At 63.8% G+C, this 25,419-nt stretch carries 25 protein-coding genes; 12 read left to right on the plus strand and 13 right to left on the minus strand.

The window, feature by feature from the left end:
* Positions 1-190: 190 nt before the first annotated feature.
* The gene (locus FQU74_RS18260; RefSeq protein ID WP_206665059.1) at positions 191-907 is read right to left on the minus strand and encodes a DUF2092 domain-containing protein; all 717 of its coding nucleotides are present in this window, start codon (positions 905-907) and stop codon (positions 191-193) included.
* A 343-nt stretch (positions 908-1,250) separates the two neighbouring features.
* Between FQU74_RS18260 and FQU74_RS18265 the strand changes: the two genes are divergently transcribed.
* Entirely contained in the window at positions 1,251-2,276 is a 1,026-nt protein-coding gene (locus FQU74_RS18265; protein ID WP_146287910.1) for an AraC family transcriptional regulator, read from the plus strand.
* 36 nt (positions 2,277-2,312) lie between these two features.
* On the opposite strand, the gene FQU74_RS18270 is transcribed toward FQU74_RS18265, so the two are convergent.
* The gene (locus FQU74_RS18270; protein ID WP_229704446.1) at positions 2,313-3,176 is read right to left on the minus strand and encodes a DMT family transporter; all 864 of its coding nucleotides are present in this window, start codon (positions 3,174-3,176) and stop codon (positions 2,313-2,315) included.
* A 112-nt stretch (positions 3,177-3,288) separates the two neighbouring features.
* Here FQU74_RS18270 and FQU74_RS18275 point away from each other — a divergent pair, with 112 nt between their 5' ends.
* On the plus strand, positions 3,289-4,686 hold the full coding sequence (locus FQU74_RS18275; protein WP_170246266.1) for an aminotransferase-like domain-containing protein: 1,398 nt from the start codon (positions 3,289-3,291) through the stop codon (positions 4,684-4,686).
* A gap of 406 nt (positions 4,687-5,092) precedes the next feature.
* On the opposite strand, the gene FQU74_RS18280 is transcribed toward FQU74_RS18275, so the two are convergent.
* The 3 genes from FQU74_RS18280 to FQU74_RS18290 all read right to left on the minus strand — a co-directional run bounded on the left by FQU74_RS18280 (position 5,093) and on the right by FQU74_RS18290 (position 7,304).
* Positions 5,093-5,587 (minus strand): cell wall hydrolase, encoded by a 495-nt coding sequence (locus tag FQU74_RS18280; RefSeq protein ID WP_146287911.1) that lies wholly within the window; start codon positions 5,585-5,587, stop codon positions 5,093-5,095.
* Between the two features lie 147 nt (positions 5,588-5,734).
* Positions 5,735-6,361 (minus strand): YdeI/OmpD-associated family protein, encoded by a 627-nt coding sequence (locus FQU74_RS18285; protein ID WP_146287912.1) that lies wholly within the window; start codon positions 6,359-6,361, stop codon positions 5,735-5,737.
* Positions 6,362-6,449: 88 nt separating this feature from the next.
* Entirely contained in the window at positions 6,450-7,304 is an 855-nt protein-coding gene (locus FQU74_RS18290; RefSeq protein ID WP_146287913.1) for a LysR family transcriptional regulator, read from the minus strand.
* Positions 7,305-7,351: 47 nt separating this feature from the next.
* Here FQU74_RS18290 and FQU74_RS18295 point away from each other — a divergent pair, with 47 nt between their 5' ends.
* Positions 7,352-8,275, plus strand: coding sequence for a DMT family transporter (locus FQU74_RS18295; RefSeq protein ID WP_229704447.1), 924 nt, complete (start codon positions 7,352-7,354; stop codon positions 8,273-8,275).
* 36 nt (positions 8,276-8,311) lie between these two features.
* Here the strand turns inward: FQU74_RS18295 and FQU74_RS18300 are convergent, their stop codons facing one another.
* Positions 8,312-9,592 (minus strand): NAD(P)/FAD-dependent oxidoreductase, encoded by a 1,281-nt coding sequence (locus FQU74_RS18300; protein ID WP_146287914.1) that lies wholly within the window; start codon positions 9,590-9,592, stop codon positions 8,312-8,314.
* A 201-nt stretch (positions 9,593-9,793) separates the two neighbouring features.
* Between FQU74_RS18300 and FQU74_RS18305 the strand changes: the two genes are divergently transcribed.
* Genes FQU74_RS18305 through FQU74_RS18315 form a run of 3 tightly spaced genes read left to right on the plus strand, consistent with a single transcriptional unit; the run spans position 9,794 to position 12,277 of the window.
* A complete protein-coding gene (locus FQU74_RS18305) occupies positions 9,794-10,696 on the plus strand; it encodes a LysR family transcriptional regulator (RefSeq protein WP_146287915.1) in 903 nt (300 codons plus the stop codon).
* Between the two features lie 13 nt (positions 10,697-10,709).
* Positions 10,710-11,021, plus strand: a complete 312-nt coding sequence (locus FQU74_RS18310; RefSeq protein WP_146287916.1) for a Dabb family protein — start codon at positions 10,710-10,712, stop codon at positions 11,019-11,021.
* The gene (locus FQU74_RS18315; protein ID WP_146287917.1) at positions 11,018-12,277 is read left to right on the plus strand and encodes a glycerate kinase type-2 family protein; all 1,260 of its coding nucleotides are present in this window, start codon (positions 11,018-11,020) and stop codon (positions 12,275-12,277) included. The genes FQU74_RS18310 and FQU74_RS18315 overlap by 4 nt, the downstream gene beginning before the upstream one ends.
* Here the strand turns inward: FQU74_RS18315 and nagA are convergent.
* From nagA to FQU74_RS18335, 4 genes are read right to left on the minus strand one after another with little or no spacing between them, the layout of a single operon-like run.
* Positions 12,274-13,422 (minus strand): N-acetylglucosamine-6-phosphate deacetylase, encoded by a 1,149-nt coding sequence (nagA, locus tag FQU74_RS18320; RefSeq protein ID WP_146287918.1) that lies wholly within the window; start codon positions 13,420-13,422, stop codon positions 12,274-12,276. The two genes, FQU74_RS18315 and nagA, sit on opposite strands and share 4 nt — an antisense overlap.
* Positions 13,422-14,447: an SIS domain-containing protein gene (locus FQU74_RS18325; protein WP_146287919.1), complete on the minus strand. Its 1,026-nt coding sequence runs from the start codon at positions 14,445-14,447 to the stop codon at positions 13,422-13,424. The genes nagA and FQU74_RS18325 overlap by 1 nt, the downstream gene beginning before the upstream one ends.
* Positions 14,444-15,229: a GntR family transcriptional regulator gene (locus FQU74_RS18330; RefSeq protein WP_146287920.1), complete on the minus strand. Its 786-nt coding sequence runs from the start codon at positions 15,227-15,229 to the stop codon at positions 14,444-14,446. Before FQU74_RS18330 ends, FQU74_RS18325 begins: the two co-directional genes overlap by 4 nt.
* Positions 15,229-16,068: a glucosamine kinase nucleotide-binding domain-containing protein gene (locus FQU74_RS18335; protein ID WP_146287921.1), complete on the minus strand. Its 840-nt coding sequence runs from the start codon at positions 16,066-16,068 to the stop codon at positions 15,229-15,231. Before FQU74_RS18335 ends, FQU74_RS18330 begins: the two co-directional genes overlap by 1 nt.
* A gap of 153 nt (positions 16,069-16,221) precedes the next feature.
* Between FQU74_RS18335 and FQU74_RS18340 the strand changes: the two genes are divergently transcribed.
* The 6 genes from FQU74_RS18340 (at position 16,222) to FQU74_RS18365 (ending at position 22,281) form a co-directional block, all read left to right on the plus strand.
* Positions 16,222-17,103 (plus strand): N-acetylmuramic acid 6-phosphate etherase, encoded by an 882-nt coding sequence (locus FQU74_RS18340; protein ID WP_146287922.1) that lies wholly within the window; start codon positions 16,222-16,224, stop codon positions 17,101-17,103.
* A 47-nt stretch (positions 17,104-17,150) separates the two neighbouring features.
* Positions 17,151-18,401, plus strand: coding sequence for an ABC transporter substrate-binding protein (locus tag FQU74_RS18345; protein ID WP_146287923.1), 1,251 nt, complete (start codon positions 17,151-17,153; stop codon positions 18,399-18,401).
* 85 nt (positions 18,402-18,486) lie between these two features.
* On the plus strand, positions 18,487-19,407 hold the full coding sequence (locus FQU74_RS18350; RefSeq protein WP_146287924.1) for a carbohydrate ABC transporter permease: 921 nt from the start codon (positions 18,487-18,489) through the stop codon (positions 19,405-19,407).
* A 9-nt stretch (positions 19,408-19,416) separates the two neighbouring features.
* Positions 19,417-20,256, plus strand: a complete 840-nt coding sequence (locus tag FQU74_RS18355) for a carbohydrate ABC transporter permease (RefSeq protein WP_146287925.1) — start codon at positions 19,417-19,419, stop codon at positions 20,254-20,256.
* Positions 20,253-21,275, plus strand: coding sequence for a Gfo/Idh/MocA family protein (locus FQU74_RS18360; RefSeq protein ID WP_170246267.1), 1,023 nt, complete (start codon positions 20,253-20,255; stop codon positions 21,273-21,275). Before FQU74_RS18355 ends, FQU74_RS18360 begins: the two co-directional genes overlap by 4 nt.
* A 7-nt stretch (positions 21,276-21,282) precedes the next feature.
* Positions 21,283-22,281: an ABC transporter ATP-binding protein gene (locus tag FQU74_RS18365; RefSeq protein ID WP_146287926.1), complete on the plus strand. Its 999-nt coding sequence runs from the start codon at positions 21,283-21,285 to the stop codon at positions 22,279-22,281.
* A 15-nt stretch (positions 22,282-22,296) separates the two neighbouring features.
* Here FQU74_RS18365 and FQU74_RS18370 read toward each other — a convergent pair whose 3' ends face one another.
* Genes FQU74_RS18370 through doeA form a run of 3 tightly spaced genes read right to left on the minus strand, consistent with a single transcriptional unit; the run spans position 22,297 to position 25,418 of the window.
* Positions 22,297-23,205: a DMT family transporter gene (locus tag FQU74_RS18370; RefSeq protein ID WP_146287927.1), complete on the minus strand. Its 909-nt coding sequence runs from the start codon at positions 23,203-23,205 to the stop codon at positions 22,297-22,299.
* Between the two features lie 19 nt (positions 23,206-23,224).
* Entirely contained in the window at positions 23,225-24,232 is a 1,008-nt protein-coding gene (gene doeB, locus FQU74_RS18375; RefSeq protein ID WP_146287928.1) for a N(2)-acetyl-L-2,4-diaminobutanoate deacetylase DoeB, read from the minus strand.
* A gap of 4 nt (positions 24,233-24,236) precedes the next feature.
* A complete protein-coding gene (gene doeA, locus FQU74_RS18380; protein ID WP_146287929.1) occupies positions 24,237-25,418 on the minus strand; it encodes an ectoine hydrolase DoeA in 1,182 nt (393 codons plus the stop codon).
* Position 25,419 lies beyond the last annotated feature (1 nt).

Consider the following 25,419-nt stretch of genomic DNA (forward strand, 5'->3'; position numbering starts at 1 on the left):
CGCCACGCAGCGCCGTACCGTCCTGCGGGTGACCCCGGCAACGCTGACCGGTGACAGCGGGCGCCCAACAACTGCATGGGCTGGCGACCCAAAGCCGAGGCGCTGCGTGTCGACCAGGCTGGCACCGGTTTCGATAACCCCGGTAGCAGCCATCACGGCAACCAGCATCAAGCAGATCCGTTTACGCATCTCAGTTCCCTCCCGGTGCAGCATAAATGCCCGCCAAGTCATCCAGACCGGGCACGGCGGCAAGATCGGCCTTCGTTGCGCCCTGCGGCGCCACGAAGGTGAAGTCTGCCTCCGCCCCTCCGGATCCCCACGCGCTGAAATCGAGTGTGTATTGTGGCCAGCCGGTCACTTTGTGGCTGGTGATGACAAACCGGCAGGGGTGCGGCACGTCCCCTTGCGCGATCCAGATCTGCCAGTCCACCTCGGGCGTGCGGAACGCCAGATGGTCGCATTCCTGCCCCCGGATCACACCGCTGCCCAGATCACGCATCTCGGTCACGTCTTCCAGCAGGACTGCGCCTGCATCCGACCCAAGCAGATCGGCTGCTGGCAGCGGGCGACCGTAGGTCTCGCGCAGCGTTTCGATCAACTGGTCAACACTGCCCGGAATCTCACCTTGACCATATACACTTTTCTCTTCGCTGAGGACCGAGAAGGTCGTGCCATCAAAGACAAGATGCACAGTGTCAAAGCCGCCATGCCGAACCACCCGCAGCTTGTCCGGGCGTTGAAGCGCGACGCTGGCCGAACTTGTGATTGCAAGTTTCTGGTCATCCGTGGTCACGATCTCGAAACTGGTGTCCACGTCGAATGACAAGGACGGCGATGCAGCCAGATAGGCTGTCATCGCGGTCAGGATTGCTTTGGCCTGGCCTTCATCGCTTTGCGCTTCTGCCATCCCAAGGGGTAGCAGGCAGGTCACTGACAGAAGTCCGGCCGCGAGTCTCGGCATGAAAGGACTGATACCGGCTGACAACATCGCGCTCTCCGTGTTTTGGGAAATTCTGTTATAAATCATGTGTCTTGCGGGGGGTGCTGGGCGGGGCTGCCAGAACCGGTGCAGGGGCAATCAAGGTCCGATGGCTTATGTTGGCCTCCACTCACGCGCAAATGGGGCGGTGATGCCCGTTTGTCACAGTTCGGTGCTTCAACGTGTTCGTCTTTTCCTTAATGCAGGTATCTCACATGGATTTGGGCGCAACTTGACCTGACACGACAGGCAGTCAGAATTTGGTGCGACGATGAATACGACGATCCCGCTGATCCGGGCAGGTTCTCTGGCGCCACTCGTCAAATGGCTGGAACGGCGTGGGCGACCAGTCGATCGGATGTTGTCCACGGTTGGCATAAGCGGCGACCCGGTGTCAGACCCCGACCGGCTGATCCCGATGCGTGCTGTAGGAACACTGTTCAGGGATGTCGCCGCCCGCGAAAACTGCCCTGACCTGTGCTGGCGCATCATCCGGGAGATGAGTGTCGCCGATCTTGGGCGATACGGGCTTCTGATCCTGTCGGAGCGCACGACGGAAGAAGCCTTGCGCCAAGCATCGATTGTGATGCCCCATTTCTGCAGCCATGAGCGGCTCGATTTTGTCGAGGGGCCCGAATTCGGCGTCGTAAGTTCACACTTCCTGATCCCGCTCGATCCTGAAACGCTGCATCAAGCGCAGATCCACACACTTGCCCTGATCCGGTCGCTCTTGACCGCGACTGGCCGGACCGAACGCCTTTTTTCGGCCATCAGCCTTCCCCCACATCCTCTGCACGGGTTGTCGCATCTTCCGCCTGACATCACGCGCGTTGCCACGATTGCCTCCGACGGTGCGCTGACCATGACTGTCGAGCGGAGCCTGCTTCAGCGCCCCCTCAACGCCCGCCTGATGCAATCCGGGTTGCAAGATCCGTCCGAGGCCTGGGAAAGGCTTCCGGGTGCCGACGTTGGATTTGTCGAGGTGATCAGGAATCTCGTCGCGGATGCGCTGGTCGATGGCGCGCCATCCGCTGAACGCATGGCGATCAATGCGGGCGTAACGCTTCGAACACTTCAGCGCCGGCTTTCGGCGCAGGGCATATCCTTCCGTGGGCTTGTTGAAGAAACGCGCAGGTCCATAGCTCTCAAGCACATTCATCAAGGCACTGAGGCGTTGAGTGATATCTCTGTTCGGCTTGGCTACTCCAGTCCGGCCTCGCTGAGCAGGGCAGTCCGCAAATGGACTGAGAATTCGCCGCGGGCGCTTCGCAAAGGCGATCGAGACGTCGAACACTGACATTCAGCGCATGATCCTGTGCGGTTGATCCCCGACTCAGGCGAACCTCTTGGCGCCCGCGACACAGAGAACGACAAATCCTGTCACGACGATCATCGCCCAGGCCACGGGCTCGCCAAGTAGGATACCCGCAAGTGCCAATCCGAAGAAGGGTTGCAAAAGCTGCAACTGGCCCACGCCCGCGATCCCGCCAAGCGCAAGACCCCGATACCAGAATATGAACCCGACCAGCATGCTGAACACCGACACATAGCCAAGGCCAAGCCATTCCGGCAGCGTGACCGTTCCGAACCCCCCAGGCCAGGTCGCCAACATCACGACGCCCATCACTGGCAGGGAAAGCACCAGCGACCAGGAGATCACCTGCCAGCCACCAAGGTGACGGGAGAGCGTGGCGCCTTCGGCGTAGCCCAGACCGCAGACCCCGATAGCGGCGAGCATCAGCAGATCACCGGCAAGCGTGCCACCGGTTCCCTGAACCAAGGCAAAGGACGCAACCGCCAGCGCACCCGCACCGGAAAACAGCCAGAAGGCAGGCCGGGGGCGTTCTCCGCCGCGCAGGACGCCAAAGATCGCGGTGGAAAGCGGCAGCAACCCGATGAAAACGATCGAATGGGCTGAGGTGATATGGAGCAGTGCCAGGGCCGTCAGAAGCGGAAATCCGACCACGACCCCGGCGGCGGTTATGCCAAGCGAGGGGAGATCGCGACGATCCGGCCACGCCTGACGCAGCAGTAGCAGCAGGCCCGCCCCGAGAAGGGCCGCGATCACTGCCCGGGCCGAGGTCAGAAACAGCGGCGTGAACCCTCCGACCGCAACTCTGGTCGCCGGAAGTGATCCGCTGAATATAATGACGCCCAGAAGCCCGCTGCTCCAACCTGTGCCAAATCGTTTCATCATCTGCCTCGCCAGTTTTTTCTCGGGATAAAGGCTTGGCTATGGCCTGGACAGAGACGGGACGATACAATCCCTCCAAACTGTATGGCTATCTCTGGGGATACAATTTGCGTCCATGACACAGGCATCCCGCACGATCGGAGTGATGGAGGCGATCCGGCGCCAGCTTGCGACACGCGCGCTTATGCCTGGTGAGCGTCTGCCTTCCATCCGGCGCTTTGCAACAGTGATGGGTGTTTCGCCGTCAACCGTTGTCGAGGCCTATGACCGGTTGGCGGCGGAAGGCGTGATCCGGTCCCGGCCGGGGTCGGGGTTCTATGTTCTGGGGGCGGCGCCCTCGCTGGATCTGCGTGCGCCTGCGCCGCCCCAAGAGCAAGAGGTGGATCCGTTCTGGGTGTCCCGCCAATCGCTTGATGCGGATGCAGATGTGTTGAAACCCGGCTGCGGATGGCTGCCGCCGGACTGGATGCCGCAGGCGGCCATGCGTCGCGCCTTGCGCCAGCTTGCACGGGGTCCGGATGCCGTGCTGACCGACTATGGCAGCAGCCTCGGCCCGCTGAACCTGCGTCGGATCCTGGGCCGCCAGTTCGCGGATGAGGGCCTGGACATCAGCCCCGAGTCGATCCTGCTGACGACCTCGGGTTCGCAATCCATTGACCTGATCTGCCGCTATCACTTGCGGCCCGGCGACACGGTTCTGGTCGATGATCCCTGCTATTTCAATTTTCAGGCGCTGCTGCGGATCTACAAGGCCCGGATCATTTCGGTGCGCTTTACACCCGCAGGGCCGGACCTTCAGGCCTTTGCAGATATGCTGGGTCAGCATCGTCCGCGCCTCTACATCACCAATTCCGCGCTCCATAATCCGACAGGCGGTACGATCACGCCGCAAACCGCGCATCGGCTGCTGAAGCTCGCGGCAGAGCATGATCTGACAATCATCGAGGATGACACATTTGCGGTGCTGGAGCCGGATCTCTCTCCCCGTCTGGCCACACTTGACGGGCTTGAGCGGGTCATCCGCATCGGCAGCTTTTCCAAGACGTTGTCGGCCTCGGTTCGCTGCGGATACATTGCGGGGCAACCAGATCTGATCGCCGCGCTGACTGATCTGCAGGTGGCGACGAATTTCGGCGGGCCGAGCCCGGTCGCCACCGAGATCGTGACCTCAACGCTGAGCGATGGCAGCTATCGCAAGCATGTCGAGGGTATCCGGCGTCGGCTGGCAGGCGCCCGCAAGACCACAGTTGCCCGGTTGGCCCATATGGGGATCGAGCCATGGCTGATGCCGCGCGGTGGGTTCTACCTTTGGTGCACGCTGCCCGAAGGGATCGAGGCCGCCGAAATCGCACGGGCAGCCAGACGACGGAACGTCGTGCTCGCGCCGGGCAACATCTTCAGCCCCGCTCAGACCGCCGCAAGCTTCATGCGCTTCAATGTCAGCCAGATGCACGAGCGCGCGTGGGGCGTATTGGCCGAGGTGATGGCCGCGCCACAGGTCAGGAACGATTGAAGTCGGGCAGAACACGGTCTGCGGCCCAAGAGGGATGGGGCGGGGAACGGAAACAAACGACCCACAGCGTGAAGTTCGATGTACGCGCCAACCAAAGGTGTCGAAGGGCAAGTCGGTAATACGTATGTTCCACGGGCGTCACCCAGTGAAGCTCCGTTCGCGTGTGCGTCCGCGCTGCAGGCACAGCAGGTTCGCCGATTGGTGCGGGCAAAAAACGGTGAAAGCGTCCAATTCCACCAACGGCTATAGCGAACCCGCGGTTCTTGCCAAAGGTACTGCTCCGGTTTCGACGCCGCCGGATTCGGCCCTCGTATAGGGCAAGAACCAGATCTGGGCCGGGCTCGACGCCTGTCATCGCCCGACCCGGCGCAGTAAGGGAGCGCGCACGTTGCGCTGCGGCGGGGTGTCAATACCCGGTCAGGCCCTCAACCGGCGGCAGCGGTTCCGGCTGGGTTACCAAGGCTGGATCGCGCCGCTCATAGAACGCATTTCCGCCGGCGGTCACGACGTAATGCATGTTGTTGTAGGACGCGCGATAGCTTGCCGCGTGGAAGAACTTGGCATCACCGACCAATGGATGACGCTCTCCCTGCAGCACAGACTCGGCTGCTTCGCGCAGTTGCGGGGCCGTTTTGGTATTCATCTTGCGCGACATGATCCGTGGCGCGAACTGATTGCGTTGGCCGACCACCCCACACACGCTGGTTGGATACTCGCCCGACTCGACACGGTTCATGACCACGGTGCCCACCGCGACCATACCATCCCGGCTTGATCGGTTGGATTCGAAGTACATGGCGCGCTGCATGCAATCGAGTTCGCTATGCCGCCCGCAGTTTGCCAGTAGCGCCAGCGCGAGACCCGCGCCCGTCAGGCGCAAGGCAGTTCTGGTTCGGATCATCTTTGTTCGTCCTGCTCGACGTGGTGTTTTCTTACAACCTAGCGCAGATCGATCCGGATTGCAGCGGTTTCGTCAAGATGTGCGCGGAATTCCGACGCAGGGTGTTTGGCGCGGCGGGATGGGTGGCGCTCATCGGGGACGCTCCCCCTATCGGTCAAGGGCACCCTTTCCGGCGAGAATTTTCCCGCGGAACTTTTCGATGCGTGCAAAGCGGGTCGCTGGTTGCTTGGCCTGTGCAATGTTGAAGAAGTAGCTTCTCTGCCGCCCCGGTGTCAGCGCGTGAAATGCCTCGGCCAGTTCCGGGTCGGCATCGAGCGCCTCTGCCAACTCACCTGGCATCTCGACCTCGGCACGGGATGTCGGGGGCCGTGTGCCTGCTTCGGCATGATCCATCAGTTGTTGCAGGTAGTCACGGATCACCGGCTCCAATTCGCCAACCTGTGCCACATTGGTAAAGCGGATCATCCCCGGTACCTGACTGTTTGGCCCCTGTGGCACCAGCACCTTTGCGCTGTCGTTCAGCAGCGCCGCATTCATGAAACTCAGCCGAAAGTCATTTCGGAGTGCCCCGAAGAGCGCGATGTTCGGGCCGGCATGCATATAGGTGGGATGGGCCCATTTGACGGTCTCGTCGAGCCCCATCCCGGTGCAGATCCGTCTGAGGTGGTTGAGGCCATTAATCCACGGCCGGGTCGAGCAATCCGGCGTGGCAAACCGTGCGCATCGACCGCAGCCCTTTGTGAAGAAATCGTCGGGTTCGGTGATCATGGCCATCGGCAGGTTTCCTCTGGTCGCGTTTTGCCTGTGGGAGTCTAGCAAAAAGACGGGGGCCCGGAACACGGGCAAGATCGGAGCGGGGTGGCTACATGCGACCAAGTTCGCGCTGCAGGAAGTCGTGCAGTGCCGCCGTCATGCGCTGCGGCTCTCCAAGACCCGCAACAAGGCTCAGGTCGAACATCGGCAGGGCAGGCAGGCCTTCGATATTGCCAAGCGTAAGCAGACCCGGCGGCACACTCGATTCCGTCAGGCCGACCACGGCCAGGCCGGCCTGTGCTACCGCGATCAGCCCATGCAGGCTGCGGCTTGAGCACACCACGCGATAGGGCCGATCCGCCCGCTGCAGCGCCTCGACCGCATAGCGCCGTGCGATGTCGCCAGCCTCGAACAGCGCAACCGGCAGGGGGTCGCGCAGCCAGGCCTGATGTTCCGGTGTAGCCGCCCATACGAATTGCTCACGCCGCAGCACGGCAAAGGGCTGATGCGGGTAACGTGTGATCATCGCCAGATCCAGACGCCCGGCTTGCAGCTTTTCCACCAGCGCCGCCGAAGGCTCGCAAGTCAGCTCGATCTCGGCGCGCGGATGGTCTTGGGCAAAGCGTGAAAGCGCGGGTAGCAGCAGATAGGCGGCATAGTCCTCGGGCACGCCGAGCCGCACAAGGCCCGCATCCTCCGGGCTACGCAGGCTGGCCATCGCCTCTTCCGAAAGGCGCAGCAGTCGCCGCGCATGCAAGAGCAACTCCTCTCCTGCCGGGTTGGGGCGGAGCGTTCGCCCGTCACGGCGGAACAAGGGGCGGCCGATCTCTTGCTCAAGCCGCTGGATCTGCATCGACACCGCCGATTGGCTGCGACCGACCCGAGCGGCAGCGTTCAGCACGCTGCCGCATTCGATCACCGCAACAAAGCTGCGCAGAAGCGAAAGATCGAGTGGGTCGGGCATCTATCGATTTTCCTGAATCTTATTCTCAATTCTATTCGTTTGATTGAATGGAAGCGCAAGCCGTAGAATTGCTGTCACGGTTGATGAAGGGCAAGGCGATGCAATACCGGACAGGCGTGGCAATGGTGCTGACGGCAGGCGTGCTCTGGTCGTTTCAGGCGCTGATCATCCGCCAGATCGACGAGGCCGGGGCGTGGACCGTCCTCTTCTGGCGGTCGCTTGCGATGTTTCCGGTTCTGATGCTCTTCATGGCCTGGCGATCCGGCTGGGCGCCGCTTCAGGCGATGCGCAAGGCCGGGGTGGCAGGTGTTCTGGGCGGTTTGGGGCTGGTGGTTGCCATGTCAGGCGCGATCATCGCATTCAAGACGACCAGCGTGGCCAATGCCGCGTTTCTGTTCGCCGCATCCCCCTTCCTTGCCGCGATCCTTGGCCGCGCAATTCTGGGCGAGGCGGTTGCGTCTCGCACCTGGATTGCGATCGCCATCGCCATGGTGGGGATCTTTATCATGGTGCGCGAGGGGCTTGATGCCGGAGCATGGATCGGCAACCTCGCTGCGCTGTCCTCGGCCATCGGTTTTGCAGCCTTCTCGGTCGCGCTGCGCTGGCGACGGATCGATGACAGCCTGCCGACCTCTGTGCTGGGCGGGATGATGGCTGTGGTCGTCGCGGGGCTGGTTGCGGTACAGACGGGGCAGCCGCTGGTCGTGGCGACGTCGGACATCCTGTGGTGCCTGTTGATGGGGCTCTTCACCATGTCGGGCGGGATGATCCTCTATACCCTTGGCAGCAAGGTCGTTCCTTCGGCGGAGCTGACGCTGTTGTCGAACACCGAAGTGATGCTCGCGCCGTTCTGGGTCTGGCTGATCATCGGCGAGACCGCCAGCGCAGGCACCTTTGTGGGCGGCGCGATCCTGATGGTGGCGATCCTGTTCAATGCCTGGACCGGCGCGCGCAGGACTGTGGCGGCCTGACACCCGCAGCGCGCGAAGAGGCGGCTGCGGGGATGGTTAACCCCTTTGACCGTGCGCAGCGGTGGCATGGGTCAGAACGGCGCCGGCCTCATACCATGCGGCCCGCAACTGGGGCAGGGTTTCGCCATGTCGCGACACCGGATCAACCGGCAGGGGGCTTGTCGATCCATTGAGCAGGGCGCGCGCGGCCTGCGTGCCAAACACCGTCCCCGGCCCGATCCCGCGACCCGAGTAGCCGAAACAGGCATAGGCGTCGGGGCCGAAGGCGATGATTTTCGGGATGTGGTCACCTGTCATGGCGATGCGTCCGCTCCAGCCATGGGTCAGGGCGATCCCGCGCAGGGCAGGGAAGAGCGCGGCAATCTTGCGTCGAGCCCATGCGGCATGGACCCGCGCGCCGGCGCCATCGCCATTGCCGATGCCGCCGATGATCAGGCGCCCCGCCTGATCCATGCGGACCGATGACATGACAAGTGCTGTGTCCCAGCACCCTTCGCCCCCCGGTAGGATCGCCTGCCTGACCGTGTCGGGCAGCGGGTCGGTGGCGTATTGGCAATAGTGAACCGGCACAAACGCCGGCTCGAACATCGGGCCAAGGCCAAGATGATAGGCGTTCGTGGCAATCAGCAGGCGCGCAGCCCGGACGGGGTGCCCATTGGATACGACGATCCATTGCCCGCCATCGTGGCGAACGGACTGCACCGGGCTTTGTTCGCAGATCCGCGCCCCGGCGGTCGCTGCGGCACGGGCGAGGCCGCGCACATAGCCGAGCGGCTGGATGGTGCCCGCGCGCGGGTCAAAAAGCGCTCCGTGGAATGCATCTGATCCGGTGCGGCGGGCCGTTTCGGCTGCGTCCAGAAGTTCGAGGGGCGCACCGAGCGCGCGGCCTTGGCGGTGCCGCTCTTGCAGGTCACGCAGTCCCTGCGGCGAATGGGCAAGGTGAAGCGTGCCATTTCGCGTGGCCTCACATTCGATCCCCTCGCGCGCGATCAGATCGAAGACCCGCGTCGGCGCCTCGGCAAGGGTGGACCAAAGCCGGGTGCCCGCCTCGGCGCCCATCTGTGCCATGACCGTCTCGGGCGGCAGCCAGAGACCGGCATTGACCAGACCCACGTTCCGCCCAGACCCGCCATGGCCGATGGTATTGGCCTCTAGCAGGCAGACACTTGCCCCCTCGCGTGCCGCCTCGAGCGCTGCAGCGCAGCCGGTGAAGCCGCCGCCGATGATCGCCAGATCGACGGAGTGATCGCTGGAAAGCGGCGGTGCGGTAAAGCCTTCGCGACAGCTCGCGCGCCAGAGGTTCGGCTCGACCATCATGCGGCACCGCCAAGGCATGTGCGGCCCGCGCATATCCGGTCATGTGCGGAAACCTCCAGATTCTGGGCGGATGTAGCGTGGGGGTGTTTGGCAGCGTCAGGCATGTTTCTTCCACTAGGCATATGACCTTCATGCCATTCTACCTGTTCATGCTTCAAGGAATGAGCGAGATGTTGGTCAGGATATTGGAGGAAATCTCACATGATCGCCCCGCGTCGATTTCTGCCATCGGTCAGTTCCCTGCTGGCACTTGAGGCGGTTGAGCGTCTTGGAACAGCAACCGCTGCGGCGGAAGAGTTGTCATTGACCCATTCGGCAGTCAGCCGACAGCTCAAGGCGCTGCAGGATCAGATCGGGGTTCCGCTGCTCTATCGCGATGGCAAGGGTCTGTCCCTTACTCCGGCCGGCGCCGACTACGCCGCGCAGGTTCGCGACTATCTGCAGGATCTGGCGCGGGCGAGCCTGAATATCCGCGCGGCAGGAGAGCGTAGCAGCCTAAATCTGGCCGTCTTGCCTGCTTTCGGCAGCCACTGGCTGCTGCCGCGCCTGCGTGAATTTTGTGCGCAGAACCCTGAAGTTACCGTCAATTTCGGCACGCGCCTAGCGCCCTTTGATTTTGCACAAGAGCACTTCGATGCAGCTATTCACTTTGGCCGCCCAGACTGGCCCGGCGCCGACCATCTTGAGCTTGCGCGGGAAAGCGTCATTCCGGCCTGCGCGCCCGGCGCGCTGGCGCAGGCGGTAGCTGCGGCGTCTGATCTGCTCTCTTTGCCGCTTTTGCACTTGGAGGGTCGTCCAGGTGCCTGGGAGGACTGGTTTGCCAGGCAGGGCTGTCGGGCAGGGCATCTGCGCGGGATGCTGTTTGACCAGTATGCACAGATGGCCGAGGCGGCGGCGCTAGGTTTCGGCGTGGCGCTGCTGCCGCGCTATCTGGCCGAGGCAGAGTTTCGCACGGGTCGCCTGATCGCGCCACTGGAGGGATATACCGAAGTGGAAGGTGCCTATCATCTCGTCTGGCCGCAACTTCGTAGACCAAACCCCGCGTTGCGGAAGCTGCTGGACTGGCTTGCCGCCCTTCGCGAAACGCGCAAACCTCAGTTCTGACAGGGAGAGTTCTATGATCAGGCATATCGTGGCCTTGCGATTTCGCGCGGGCACCACTGACGCAGTGAAGCAGGCACTTTATGGCGAGCTAGCGGGCCTACGGGAGCATATTGAGGGGATCGAGGATTTCCGCTGTTTTGCCAATGTCTCGGTCGAGACGCCGGTGGTGCGCGGGTTCAACGATCTGTTCTGGTTCGACTTTCGCGATGTGGCGGTGCGTGATGCCTATCTGGCGGATGCCCGGCACCAGGCCATCGGTGCCCGGATCGTCGCAGAGCTGGAGGGCGGGATCGACGGCGTCTTTGTTGCGGATGTGGCATTATGAGGGGTGAGGATCGCGACTTTCTGATCGGGCTTTTCAACGCGGCTGTCGCGGCGGCGGACCCGTTGAAGGCCCTTGCCGCGCATCTGCCTGCGCCCCCCAAGGGGCGGACGGTGGTGATTGGTGCCGGAAAAGGGGCTGCACAACTTGCCGCAGCGTTCGAGACGCTCTGGCCCGGCCCGCTGGAGGGGGTGGTCGTCACCCGCTATGGCTATGGCTGCCCGACCCGCACGATCCGTGTGATGGAGGCCGCGCACCCCGTGCCCGATGCCGCAGGGCTCGCCGCGAGTGCCGCGCTCATGCAGGCGGTTCGGGGGCTGGGCCCCGATGATCTGGTGGTCGCCCTGATCTGCGGGGGCGGCTCGGCATTGCTGCCCGCGCCGCCCGGTGATCTGGGGCTTGAGGATGAGGCCGCGCTCAATCGCGCACTTCTGGCCTCTGGCGCGCCGATCTCGGTCATGAATGCAATCCGCAAGCAGGTCTCCGGGATCAAGGGCGGGCGTCTGGCGCTGGCCTGCCATCCGGCACGGGTTGTCAGTCTGGTCGTCTCTGACGTGCCGGGGGATGATCCGGCGCAAGTCGCATCCGGGCCGACCGTGCCGGACCTGCCAGATCGCGCCACCGCGCGGGCGCTGGTGAAAAGCTGGCGGATCGATCTTCCCGACCGGGTCGCCGCGTGGCTTGCCAGCGATCAGGGTGCGGCGCCCGATCCGGGCGATCCGCGCTTTGCGGGCAACCGTGTCGAGGTCATCGCCTCGGCCCGGCTGTCGCTTGAGGCGGCAGCGATGCTGGCCGAGGCGCAGGGCATTCCTGCGGTGATCCTTTCCGACGCGATCGAGGGAGAGGCGCGCGATGTCGCGCGGGTGCATGCGGCCATCGCGCGCGAAGTCGCGGCCCGCGGTCGTCCATTCTCGCGCCCTGTCGTCATCCTCTCCGGGGGTGAGACCACCGTGACCCTGCGCGCCAAGGGGCGCGGTGGGCGAAACAGCGAGTTCCTTCTGGCGCTTGCCCTCGCGGCCGAGGGGGTGCCTTTCGCGGCGCTCGCAGCCGATACCGATGGTATTGACGGGTCGGAAGACAATGCCGGCGCATTTGGCACCGGCGAGAGTGCTGCGCGCCTGCGGGCCTTGGGGCACGATCCCGCGGCGCTCTTGTCGGGCAATGATGCCTACACGGCTTTTGCGGCACTGGATGATCTGTTCACGCCTGGCCCGACAGGGACAAACGTGAACGATTTTCGGGCAATCCTGATCCGCTAGGAGAACAAGGCCGGCTCGTTTGCCGCGCGCCCGTCGTGCCAGACGCCCTGCAGGGTCCAGTCCCCGGCCAGCCAGACCAGATCGGCGCGACGGCCGATTGCGATCTGGCCGAACCGGTCCGCTTGCCCGATCACGCGCGCGGGTTCGGCCGAAGCCATGCGCAAGGCGCGTTCAGGCGCTATGCCAACCTCGCGTACCAGATGGCCGATGGCCTGTGACAGCGTCAGGTCCGCGCCTGCGAGGGTGCCGTCGTCCAGTGTCAGCCGCCCGTCGCGGCGCAGCACCATACGCCCATTCAGCAGCATCTCTGTCTGATCCGTTCCGGCAAAGGCCATGCAATCGGTGACGAGGAATATCCCCTCGGGCCGTGCGGCGAGTGCAAGCCGCATGACCGCCGGATGGACATGTATGCCATCGGCGATCAGCCCGGCCGCGCAGTCGCTGGACAAAACCGCCCCGGCCAGCCCTGGTGCGCGATTGGCGATCTGGCTCATGGCGTTGAAAAGATGGGTTGCGCAGCGCGCGCCTGCCGCCATGGCTGCCTGCGCCACCTCAAAACTGCAATCGGTGTGACCAAGGCTGACCACCGCACCCGCAGCCGAAAGTGCCGCGATCTGTTCAGGGCTTGCCGATTCCGGTGCAAGCGTCACCATCAGCGCAGGCAGGGCGCGCGCGGCGTCGCAAAGCCGGGCCAGATCTTCGGCCTGCATCGGGCGGATGAGCTTCGGATCATGCGCGCCCTTGCGGCGCGGGTCGAGATGCGGCCCCTCCAGATGCAGTCCAAGAAACCCCGGAACGCCCGCGCGCACTGCGGCAATGCCCGAAGCAATCACCTGTGCGGTCGCCTCGGCTGTGTCGGTGATCAGCGTCGGCAAGACGCCTGCGCTGCCAAGGCGCAGATGTGCGGCGCAGACCTGACGCAGCGCTTCCACATCGGTTGCGCCATCGATCAGCACGCCGCCTCCGCCATTGACCTGTAGATCAAGAAAGGCAGGGGCGATCGTCCCGGCGAGCAGAGCCTCAGAGTCCGTTGCCGGTCGCAGGTCCGAGATCACATTCCCCGTGATCTCGACCGCATGGTTGGGCAGGAACCGGCTGCCGTCAAAAACCCGCTCGGCGGCCAGCACGATGGGGGTGGCGGTCATCAAACGGTCTCCGTCACCTTGCGCAGATGCGGGGGGGTGTCGGGGTGGAAGCCGCGCCGCCGGGCCAGCGCCTCGATGAAGCCGTAAAAGCCCGCGATCGTGACCAGTGGCGCCACCAGCGGATGCAGGTCGGGAACCGATGGCAACCGCGTCGCCCCCGCCACATCGGCCCCCGTGATGAACACATCCGCCCCTTGCGCGACCAGCCGTTCGGCAGTGGCCACAAGCTGCGGCAGGGCTGCATCCTCAACCCCAAGCGCAAGAACCGGGAAGCTGGTCTGCACAATGGCCGACGGTCCATGCAGCACTTCGGCGGCACTATATGCCTCGGCGTGCAGGCCGCAGGTTTCCTTGAACTTCAGCGCAGCCTCGCTGGCAATGGCAAAGCCCGGACCCCGACCCAGCACATAGGACGACGACGCCCGAACCAGCCGGGCTGATAGCGGCGACCAGTCAAGCGCAATCGCCTTGGCAAACGCCTCTGGCAGATCGGCGACCGCATGGCGCAGCTCGTCATCCTCTTGCCATTCTGCCAGAAGCGACAGCCCGGCGAGCACGCTGGTCACAAAGGTTTTGGTCGCGGCGACGCTTTTTTCTTCGCCCGCCTGCAGTGGCAGGCAATGGGCCGAGGCCTGCGCCATCGGGCTGTCGGCGTGGTTGGTGACGGCGATGGTCAGCGCGCCGCCCGCGCCCGCCGCACTCATCATCTCTACGATATCCGGGCTGCGGCCCGATTGCGAAATGCCAAGGCATGCGGCCGGGCCAAGTTTCAGCGGCCGCTTGTAGATTGACGCGACTGATGGGCCGACCGAGGCCACGGGGATGCCTGCCTCCAGCTCGATTGCATATTTCAGATAGGTCGCGGCATGGTCGGACGATCCGCGCGCCACGGTGACGACAAGTCCGGGGTCCTTGCGCCGCAATGCGGCCGCAGCCGCAACAACCGCAATGCGCGAACGATCGAGAAAGCGGGCCGCCGCCTCGGGGATTTCGGCCACTTCGCGGGCCATGTGACTTTCGCTCATTGCGCTGTCCTTTCGTCGGAACCGGCAGAAGTGGCCGGCGCGAGTTTCAGTTCCACGGCAAAGTCATAGGCATCGCCGCGATAGAGGGATCGGGTGAACTCGACGACCTTGCCCGAGGGCAGGTAGGAGACACGCTCGATCTTCAGCCCGGCGACGCCGGGGGTGACTTGCAAAAGCTCGGCATCCCGGGCGCCCAGATTGGCGGCCGAGATGCGCTGAACCGCGCGCACGGGGCGCAGTCCGCGCTGTTCGAGTACCTCGTAAAGAGACCGGCCCACGCCCTCGGGGTCAGGCAGGATGCTTGCGGGCAGCGAGGCGCGTTCGATGGCCAGCGGGACGCCGTCGGAACTGCGTACCCGCTCCAGCCGCGCGACCCGGTCGCCTGCGCCAAGACCAAGCGCCATGACCTCTTCGGGTGCCGGGGCATGCAGGCTGCGCGAGATCCAGTTGCTCTCAACACTGCGGCCGCGGCGCGCCATATCTTCGGTGAACGAGGTCAGAAGCGAAAGCGCCTGTTCCAGCCGCTCTACCTTTGGGGCGACAAAGGTGCCCGATCCGCGCCGTTGCACCAGCTGCCCCGATGCGACCAGCGCCTCGACCCCCTTGCGCACGCTGACACGCGAGAGGCCCGTCAGCGCAGCCATTTCGCGTTCCGGCGGCAGGCTGTCACCGGGGCGAAGGCGGCCCGATGCGATGGCATCGGCGATGCGGCGGTGAAGCTGCAAATACAGCGGCCCGGCCCCCGGATCGCCAAAGCCTTCGGGGGAGAACAACTCCTCCATCACAGCCCCTCCGCAAGTTCGCGGGCCATCTGCACGGCGCCGTCGAGCCCCGTTCCCAAAGGCGCCCGCGTCTCCCACCGCGCCGATAGCCGTGCGGCGTAGTGTGAGGCGAGCCCCCCAAGAAAGACCACGGGCAGGCCGCCACCCTTCTGAAGCACGTCAAGGATCAGGCTGACATCCGCCACCGCCCGATCAAACAGGCGCTGCGCGGCGGGGTCGTCCTGAGCCACCACGCGCGGGGCAAAGGCCGCGAACTCGACCGGCCGGGCGCGGGTAGCAAAGGCGATCACGCCTTCGGCCCCACCAAATTCTTCCAGCACGGCTTGCAAGAGGGGGGTCATCGGCGCGAAGCCATCATCCGCGCGTAGCGCCTCGGCCAAGAGCGATCGGCCAAGGACCGCGCCGCTGCCTTCATCGCCCAGCACAAAGCCGCGACCGCCATATTGCCGCAACGTGCCATCCCGGCTGACTGCGAAGACCGAACCCGTGCCCATCGCGGCGACGATCCCGTCCTGACGCCCCAGGGCGCCCCGCGCGGCGGTGATGGCGTCGCTGACAATCTCGGCCCGCGCGAAGGGCAGGGCGGCGGCCAGCTCGCGCGCCACGCCAGAGACATTGGCCCCCGCAAGGCCAAGCGCGGCAACCAGATCGCCCATCGCGGCGCCGGTGCCGGAAAGCGCCTGATTGGTGGCCGCAAGAATGTTCTGGCGCGCGCCCTCGGTGTCGGTGTTCACATTGGCGGGGCCGGCGGTTCCCTCGCCCAGAATCCGGCCGTGCGCATCGGCAATCGCCGCGCGGCAACCGGTTCCACCCCCATCGATTCCCAGAAAAAGCACCATGGCGACTCCCTTTGGCAATACAATACCAAAACAATACCAAATGAGAAGAGCAAACTTTATACGCAGAAAAATATGGTAAAAAGTTGATGCATGAACAACTGTCTTTACAATTGGTATTAGTTTGGTATTGTTCTTGCCAGATGGGGGAATCATATGACTGAGCGCAACACAGAGGCACGCCACCCTGCGTCGCAGGGCTTGCACGCAAGGGACGCATCAGTGGTCCTTGGCGCGCTGCTTTCTGCGCAAGTCCAGGCGATCGAGGCGCTGCGCCCGGCCTTGCCTGCGCTGGAGCGCGCGGCTGATGCCGCTGCTGTGGCGCTGCGGGATGGGGGCAAGCTTGGCTATGCCGGGGCGGGGAGCTCGGGCCTCATGGCGCTGGCGGATTGTCTGGAGCTGGCGGGCACCTTTGGCCTGCCGGTCGAGCGGACGCCGATGCTTTTTGCCGGTGGGGCCGCCGCCCTTCTGCACATGCAAGGCAGTGTCGAGGATGACCCGGCCCTGGCGCTGGCCGATCTGGACCGGTCTGGATTGGGGCGCGGCGATATGGTGCTGGTGCTTTCTGCCTCGGGCTCGACCCCTTATGCGCTGACGACTGCCGAGGCGGCGCGGGCGCGCGGGGTCAAGGTCGCGGGATTTGCGAACGTGGCTGGCTCGGCGCTTCTGGGTCTGGCCGACATTCCTGTTCTGATCGACACAGGCCCCGAGGTTGTCTCGGGATCGACCCGGATGGGGGCCGCGACGGCGCAGAAGGTGGCGCTCAACATGCTGTCGGTGCTGGTGGGTATACGACTGGGACATGTGCACGACGGCTATATGGTTAACGTCGTGGCGGATAACGCAAAGCTAGTGGACCGTGCCGCCCGCATCGTGGCCGCCGTGGCGCAGGTGCCGCGTGGCGCAGCCGAGGCAGCGCTTCAACAGACGCATGGGGCAGTGAAGCCCGCGATCCTTGTCGCGCGTGGCCATAGCCCGGATGACGCCCATAAGGCGCTGGAACGCACGGGTGGGCATCTCGCTGACCTGATCGACTGAATTTACACCACCGGGCCCGATAGAGGCACGCAAACAGGGAGACTGACATGATCCGAACGATGAAACTTGCGCTGCTCGCCAGCACCGTGCTGTCCGGCGCGGCGATGGCCGAGGATGTCACGCTGACGATCGAAAGCTGGCGCAACGACGACCTTGCCATCTGGCAGGAAAAGCTGATCCCGGTGTTCGAGGCGGCCAACCCCGGCATCAAGGTCGTCTTTGCCCCCTCGGCGCCGGCTGAATACAACGCCGTGCTGAACTCCAAGCTGGATGCGGGTTCGGCGGGCGATCTGGTGACCTGCCGTCCCTTCGACGCCTCGCTTGACCTGTTCAAGAAGGGCCAGCTTGCCGATCTGACCTCGCTCGCCGCGATGGCAAACTTCTCGGACGTCGCAAAGTCGGCCTGGCAGACCGATGACGCCGCTTCCACCTTCTGCGTGCCGATGGCTTCGGTGATCCACGGCTTCATCTACAATGCCGACGCCTTTGCCGAACTGGGCATCGAAGTGCCCAAGACCGAGGCCGAGTTCTTTGCCGCGCTCGACAAGATCAAGGCGGACGGCACCTATATCCCGATGGCGATGGGCACCAACGATCAGTGGGAAGCCGCGACCATGGGCTACAACAACATCGGCCCGAACTACTGGAAGGGCGAAGAGGGCCGCAAGGCGCTGATCGCCGGTACCAGCAAGCTGACCGATGAGCAGTGGGTTGCCCCGTTCCGCCAGCTTGCCAAGTGGAAGGACTATCTGGGCGACGGGTTCGAGGCCCAGACCTATCCCGACAGCCAGAACCTGTTCACGCTGGGACGCGCCGCCATCTATCCGGCCGGTTCGTGGGAAATCTCGGGCTTCAATACCCAGGCACAGTTCAAGATGGGCGCCTTCCCGCCGCCGGTCGCGGCCGAGGGGGATGAGTGCTACATCAGCGACCACACCGACATCGCCATGGGTCTGAACGCGAAATCGGCGCATCCTGAAGAGGCCAAGAAGTTCCTCGAATGGGTCGGCACGGCCGAATTCGCCAACCTCTATGCCAATGCGCTGCCGGGCTTCTTTGCGCTGAACTCGACCCCGGTGACCATGGAGGACCCGCTGGCCAAGGAGATCGTCGGCTGGCGCGAGGTCTGCAAGCCCACGATCCGTTCCACCTATCAGGTCCTGTCGCGCGGCACGCCGAACCTGGAAAACGAGACGTGGAATGCCAGTGCCAATGTGATCAAGGGCACCGAGACGCCTGAAGATGCCGCCAAGCGCCTGCAAGAGGGCCTGGCCAGCTGGTACGAGCCGCAGAAGTAAGCGCGGCTTGCCAGACCGGGACCGGGGGGCAGTCTGCCCCCCGGAACCCCCCGAAGGTATTTTGACCAGAATGATGGAGGGGACCATGGCGCAGCGGAGAGCCGTTCGCTGGCATATCGCGGTATTTTTGGCGCCCGCGGTGCTCGTATATACCGCGCTGATGATCGTGCCGCTGTTTGGCACGCTGAACCTGTCGCTCTTCAACCTGTCCGAGGCAGGGGAGCGCATGTTCGTGGGGTTGCGCAACTTCGCCACGCTCTTTGGGGACCCCCGCTGGTCCGAAAGTTTCTGGAACGCGCTTGGCAACAACGCCTGGTTCTTTGTGGTCCATATGCTGGTGCAGAACCCGGTGGGTGTGCTGCTGGCGGCGATCCTGTCCTCTCCGCGGCTGCGGATGGCCGCGTTTTACCGAACGGCGATCTTTATCCCGACGATCCTCAGCTTTGTCATTGTGGGCTTCGTCTGGAAGCTGATCCTGAGCCCGATCTGGGGTATCGCGCCGGGCATGCTGGATGCGGTGGGGCTGAAGAGCCTGTTCGCCCCTTGGCTCGGGAAAGAGGAATATGCGCTGACCACGCTTGCGCTTGTGTCGGTCTGGCAGTTCGTGGGCATTCCCATGATGTTGATCTACGCGGCCCTGCTTTCGATCCCCGACGAGGTGATCGAGGCTGCCGAGATGGATGGCGTGACCGGATGGTCGCAGTTCTGGAAGATCAAGCTGCCACTGATCCTGCCCTCGATCGGGATCATCTCGATCCTGACCTTTGTGGGCAACTTCAACGCCTTTGACCTGATCTATGTGAGCCAGGGCGCGCTGGCAGGGCCGGATTTCGCGACAGATATCCTTGGCACCTTCCTCTACCGCACCTTCTTTGGCTTCCAGCTGCAACTGGGCGACCCCCACATGGGCGCGACAATTGCGACGGCGATGTTCGGCATCATCCTTGTCGGCGTCTGCTTCTATCTCTTCGCCATCCAGACGCGGCTGCGCCGCTATCAGTTCTGAGGCCCCGCCATGTCCCAAGCACGTCATTCGCCCGCTCGCAGCATCGCGGCCCATGCGATCCTGATCCTTTACACGGTGATCGCGCTGTTTCCGGTTTTCGTGATCGTCATCAACAGCTTCAAGTCACGCCGGGCGATTTTTGCCGACCCGTTGGCCTTGCCCACGCCGGGGAACTTCGATCTGGTCGGCTATCAGACCGTTCTGGCCCAGGGCGACTTCTTCCAGTACTTCCTGAACTCGCTGACTGTGACCGTGGGAAGCCTGTTCTTCGTCCTGCTCTTCGGTGCGATGGCCGCCTTTGCGCTGTCTGAGTATCGGTTCAAGGGCAATACGCTGATGGGGCTTTATCTGGCGCTCGGGATCATGATCCCGATCCGTCTGGGTACGGTTGCGATCCTTCAGCTGATGGTGGCCTCGGGGCTGGTGAACACGCTGACGGCGCTTGTGTTGGTCTATACCGCGCAGGGCATCCCGTTGGCCGTCTTCATCCTGTCAGAGTTCATGCGCAGCGTTTCGGCCGATCTGAAGAATGCAGGAAGGATTGATGGGTTGAGCGAGTACACCATCTTCTTCCGCCTTGTGCTGCCCTTAGTGCGGCCGGCCATGGCGACGGTTGCGGTGTTTACCATGATCCCGATCTGGAACGACCTGTGGTTTCCGCTGATCCTTGCGCCATCCGAGGCGACCAAGACCGTCACGCTGGGCGCGCAGGTGTTCATAGGGCAGTTCGTCACCAACTGGAACGCGGTGCTGGCGGCCCTCTCTCTGGCCATTCTGCCGGTGCTGGTGCTCTATCTCGTCTTCTCGCGGCAGCTGATCCGCGGCATTACTGCAGGAGCCGTGAAATGATCCGTGTTCTTGTCGCCGGTCTGGGGAATATGGGGCAGAGCCATGCGCTGGCCTATCACAAGGACCCCAGGTTTCAGATTGTCGGGCTGGTCAACCGCACCGCGCGCGATTTGCCCGAAGAGCTGCAAGTCTATCCGCTTTTCACGGATTACGCGCGGGCATTGGCGGAAACCACGCCTGATCTGGTGTGCGTCGCGACCTATTCCGACAGCCATGCGGACTATGCCGTGGCCGCGATGGAGGCTGGGGCGCATGTGTTCGTCGAGAAGCCTTTGGCGACCACCGTGGCCGATGCCGAACGTGTGGTCGAGGCGGCCCGACGACTGAACCGCAAACTGGTGGTTGGGTACATCCTGCGCCACCACCCAAGCTGGCAGCGGCTGATTGCCGAGGCGCGCACGCTTGGCGGGCCCTATGTGTTCCGGCTGAACCTGAACCAGCAATCCTCGGGGCCGACCTGGGAGGTACACAAGGCGCTGATGCAGACCACGTCGCCCATCGTCGACTGCGGGGTCCATTATGTGGATGTGATGCTGCAGATCACCGATGCCGCGCCGGTGGAGGTGCGGGGCATGGGGCTGCGTCTGTCGGATGAGATCGCGCCCGACATGTACAACTACGGCCATTTTCAGGTGCTGTTCGAGGACGGCTCCTGCGGCTGGTACGAGGCAGGCTGGGGGCCGATGATGTCGGACACGGCATTCTTTGTGAAGGATGTCGTCAGCCCTCGCGGCGCCGTGTCGATCCGTATGCCGCAGGACGCGCGGTCGGATGACATCGACACCCATACAAAGACCTCGACCCTGCGCATCCACCGTGCCGGGATCGGGGATGAAGACCTGTCGATGGCCGACGAGCCCGGCCATCAGGCACTTTGCGATCGCGAGCAGGCGTTTGTCGCCCAGGCCATCGCCGAGGATATCGACCTTTCCCGTCACATGACCGATGCCGTCCGGTCGCTCGCCATCTGCCTCGCAGCGGATGAGAGTGTGCGCCGCGGCCAACCCGTTAAACTCTGAGGAACCCATGGGCGCACTGACCCTGACCAATGTCGCCAAATCCTTCGGCTCGACCGATGTGATCAAGGGCGTCGACCTGCAAGTGAACGATGGCGAATTCTGCGTCTTTGTCGGCCCTTCGGGGTGTGGAAAGTCCACGCTTCTGCGGATGATCGCGGGGCTGGAGGATGTCAGCGGCGGCGATGTGAAGATCGACGGCGTGCGGATCAACGACCTGGCGCCCGCCAAGCGCGAAATCGCGATGGTGTTCCAGAGCTATGCGCTCTACCCGCATCTTTCGGTGCGCGACAACATGGGGCTTGCGCTGAAGCAGGCGGGGGTGCCCAAGGCCGAGATCACGCAGGCGACGGACAAGGCGGCGGCGATGCTGTCGCTGGGCGCGCTGATGGAACGCCGGCCGGCCGAGCTTTCGGGCGGGCAGCGCCAGCGGGTCGCCATCGGGCGCGCCATCGTGCGCACGCCGAAGCTTTTTCTGTTCGACGAGCCGCTCTCGAACCTTGATGCCGCGCTGCGGGTGCAGACCCGGATCGAGATCGCGCGCCTGCACCGCGAACTGGGCGCCACGATGATCTATGTGACCCATGATCAGGTCGAGGCGATGACGCTGGCCGACAAGATCGTCGTGCTGCGCGCGGGCAAGGTCGAGCAGGTGGGCCGGCCGATGGATCTGTACAATGACCCCGACAACACCTTTGTTGCAGGCTTCATCGGCAGTCCGCAGATGAACTTCCTCAAGTCCGGCGCGCTCGGTCTGCAATCGGATACGCTGGGCATCCGCCCTGAACATCTGCGGCTGAGCCGTGGGGCAGGGCAGATCCCGGGTCGTGTCAGCCATGTCGAGAAGTTGGGCGGCGAGACGCTGGTCTATGTGAACACCGACACCCATGGCCTGCTGACCGTGCGCCTGTTTGGCGAGCATCAGTATGAGGTCGACGAGGCGGTGGGGCTGGAGATCGACCAGAGCCGCGCCTTCCACTTTGATGCGGCGGGCCAGCGCCTGCGCTGACCGCGGCGGCAGCGCTCAGGTTCCGGTCTGATCGCCGGTGGTCGGCTGGTCGGGCTGGGCCTTGGTCGCTGTGGGCCACGCGATCGTGATCAGTGCCACGCCCGAAAGGACGATCGCGCCACCGATCAGGCGGGGCAATGTGATCGCCTCATCCAGAAACAGGATGCCGCCGATCACCGAAAATACCGGCAGAAGCAGCAGGAAAGGGGCGACGCGTCCCACCTCTTGCCGCAGCAGAAGGCTGTTCCAAAGGAAATAGCCCAGTGCGGTCATGACAAGACCAAGATAGATCGCGGCAGACCAGGCGCCGGGCCCGGCGGTACGGATTGCCTCGATCTGCCCCGTCTCGAACAGCGCCGACAGGATGAAGAGCTGCGGTGCTGCCAGAACGGCAATCCAGGCGGTGACCGAAAGCCCGGTCATGCCCGTCAGGCGGCGCACCAGAACCTGACCGAAGGCCCATGTCAGCGCCCCGCTCATCACCAGCAGGATCGAGACCATCGAGCCCGAGAACTGTTCCTGCGAGGCGATGACGCCAACACCGGCAAACGCAATCAGGATACCCAGCCACTTTCGCGCGGTGGGCCGCTCTCCCAGCAAAAGCGCGCCGAGGATGACGAGGAAGGGCACCTCCAGTTGAACGACCAGCGCGGCAAGCCCCGCGCCCAGCCCGTTCACGCCTGAGAACGTCAGCGAGTATTGCAGCGATGCGCCCACAACCGAGATCAGCGCAAGGCGCGGCAGATTGCTGCCGACCGGGCCCATGAACCAGACCAGTGCGACAGCCGTGATCGAAAACCGCAGGGCCATCAGCAGGATGGGCGGGAAATGCGACATCCCGCCCTTTGCGACGACAAAGCCCATCCCCCAGATCAGCGAGACCAGAATTGCCAATCCCGTGTCGCGCAGTGTCAGCCCGGCCATGTGGTCCCTTTCGCGGATCTCAGCCCGCTATTTCTTCGGCGATAACCGCCACGCAATCGCCCGGCTTGACCAGTCCGGGGAAGTGCCGCGCCGTGAACAGGCCCGACCGACGCACGCGCAACTCGATCGGATCAAGCCCGGTGCGGCCCGTCGGATAGATCATCGCGATGACCTGCCCCTTGGCGACCCTGTCCCCAAGGTCTGCCAGAAAGCGGATCAGCCCCGCGTCTTCCGCAAAGGTAAAGCAGTCGCCATCGGGCATGTCGAGCCATTGCGTGCCCGCTGCCGCGAGTTCACCCTTCAGGATGCCCGCCGCAATCAGCAGGTTCCGGCAGCCCTGCAACGCGATGCCCGCCGTGCGCGCGCTTGCGGTGCCGCCGCCGCCCAGTTCGGTGGTGACAAAGACCTTGCCCATCTCCTCGGCGGCGGTGTCATACATGCCGACGGCGTCGATCTCGAGCATCTTGACGCTGTAGGGGGCGCCAAAGGCCCGCACGAGGCGAAAGGCCTCGGCCTCCTGCGTCTTGTCGGGCAGGATATGGGCGGCGCAGAACGGCAGGAAGTCCAGTGTCTTGCCGCCCGAATGATAGTCAAGAACCACATCGGCCATCGGCAGAAGGACGCGCTGGAAGTAGTCGGCGATCTTTTCGGTCACCGTGCCGTCGGGGCGGCCCGGAAAGCTGCGGTTCATGTTGCCCCGGTCGATGGGCGAGGTGCGGGTGCCCGCCGCAAAGGCGGGCTGGTTCATGGCAGGCAGAATGATGATCCGACCCGACACCTGATCGGCGCGCAGGCTGCGCGCCAGATCGAAGAGCGCGATGGGCCCTTCATATTCATCGCCGTGGTTGGCACCGGTCAGAAGGGCCGTGGGGCCCTTGCCGTTTTTCACCACCGTGACCGGGATCATCACCGAACCCCACGCCGCATCGTCGCGGCTGTAGGGCAGGCGCAGAAAGCCGTGTTGCACGCCGTCTGCGTCAAAGTCCACCGTCGCCGAGATGGGCGACGGCCTTTGGGATTGGGTCATGCTCTCAATCCTTCACGAACAGCTTGCGCGGGACGTTTGACAGACATTCTACGCCAGTTTCGGTGATCAGGATGGATTCCGTCAATTCGAAGCCCATGTCCTCCAGCCAGAGACCGGTCATGAAATGGAAGGTCATGCCGGGCTCAAGCACGGTGCGGTCACCCGGACGCAGCGACATGGTGCGTTCGCCCCAGTCCGGCGGGTAGCTTACGCCGATCGGATAGCCGGTGCGGTTATCCTTGATGATGCCGTACGTCTTCAGCACATCGAAGAAGCCGCGCGCGATATCCTCGCAGGTATTGCCGGGGCGGGCGGCCGCGAGGCCTGCCTCCATCCCTTCCAGTGTGGCCTTTTCGGCATCAAGGAAGGCCTGGGTTGGCTTGCCCAGAAACACAGTGCGCGACAGGGGCAGGTGATAGCGGTGGTAGCAGCCGGCGATCTCGAAGAAGGTTCCCATGTTCGGCTGCATCGGCTTGTCGTCCCATGTCAGGTGCGGCGCGCTGGCGTCGCGACCCGAGGGCAGAAGCGGCACGATGGCGGGATAATCGCCGCCGAATTCGGCATCACCCCGGATACCTGCATCGTAGATCTCGGCCACCAGATCGCATTTGCGCATGCCGACCTCGATCGTGTCGAAGATCCGGGCATGCATCTTTTCGACGATGCGGCCGGCCTTGCGCATATAGTCGATTTCCTGCGACGACTTAACCGCGCGCTGCCAGTTCACCAGCGCGGTGCAGTCGGTGAAGCGGGCGTTGGGCAGATGTTTGACCAGCGAGGCGTAGGCGGCGGCCGAGAAGTAATAGTTGTCCATCTCGACGCCGATCCGCAGACCGCCCCATCCCTTGTCGGTCAGGATGCCCGACAGGTAATCCATCGGGTGGCGTTCGGACGACTGCACATAATGGTCGGGGTAGCCGATGATGTTGTCTTCGCGCAGATAGGCCGTCAGCTTTGCGCCATTCGCGTCCTGACCGCGCCCGAACCAGATCGGCTCTCCACTCGGTGGAACGATCACACATTGATGCACGTAGAACGACCACCCGTCATAGCCGGTCAGCCAGTTCATGTTTGAAGGGTCGGTCACGATCAGAAGATCGACCCCCTTCTGTTCCATCGCGCGGCGCGTCTTGTCCAGACGGGCCGCGAACTCGGCGCGGGTAAAGCGCAGGTCCACATCGGGCATC

This window comes from Gemmobacter aquaticus (assembly GCF_007859075.1).
GTDB classification, from domain to species: Bacteria; Pseudomonadota; Alphaproteobacteria; order Rhodobacterales; family Rhodobacteraceae; genus Gemmobacter; species Gemmobacter aquaticus.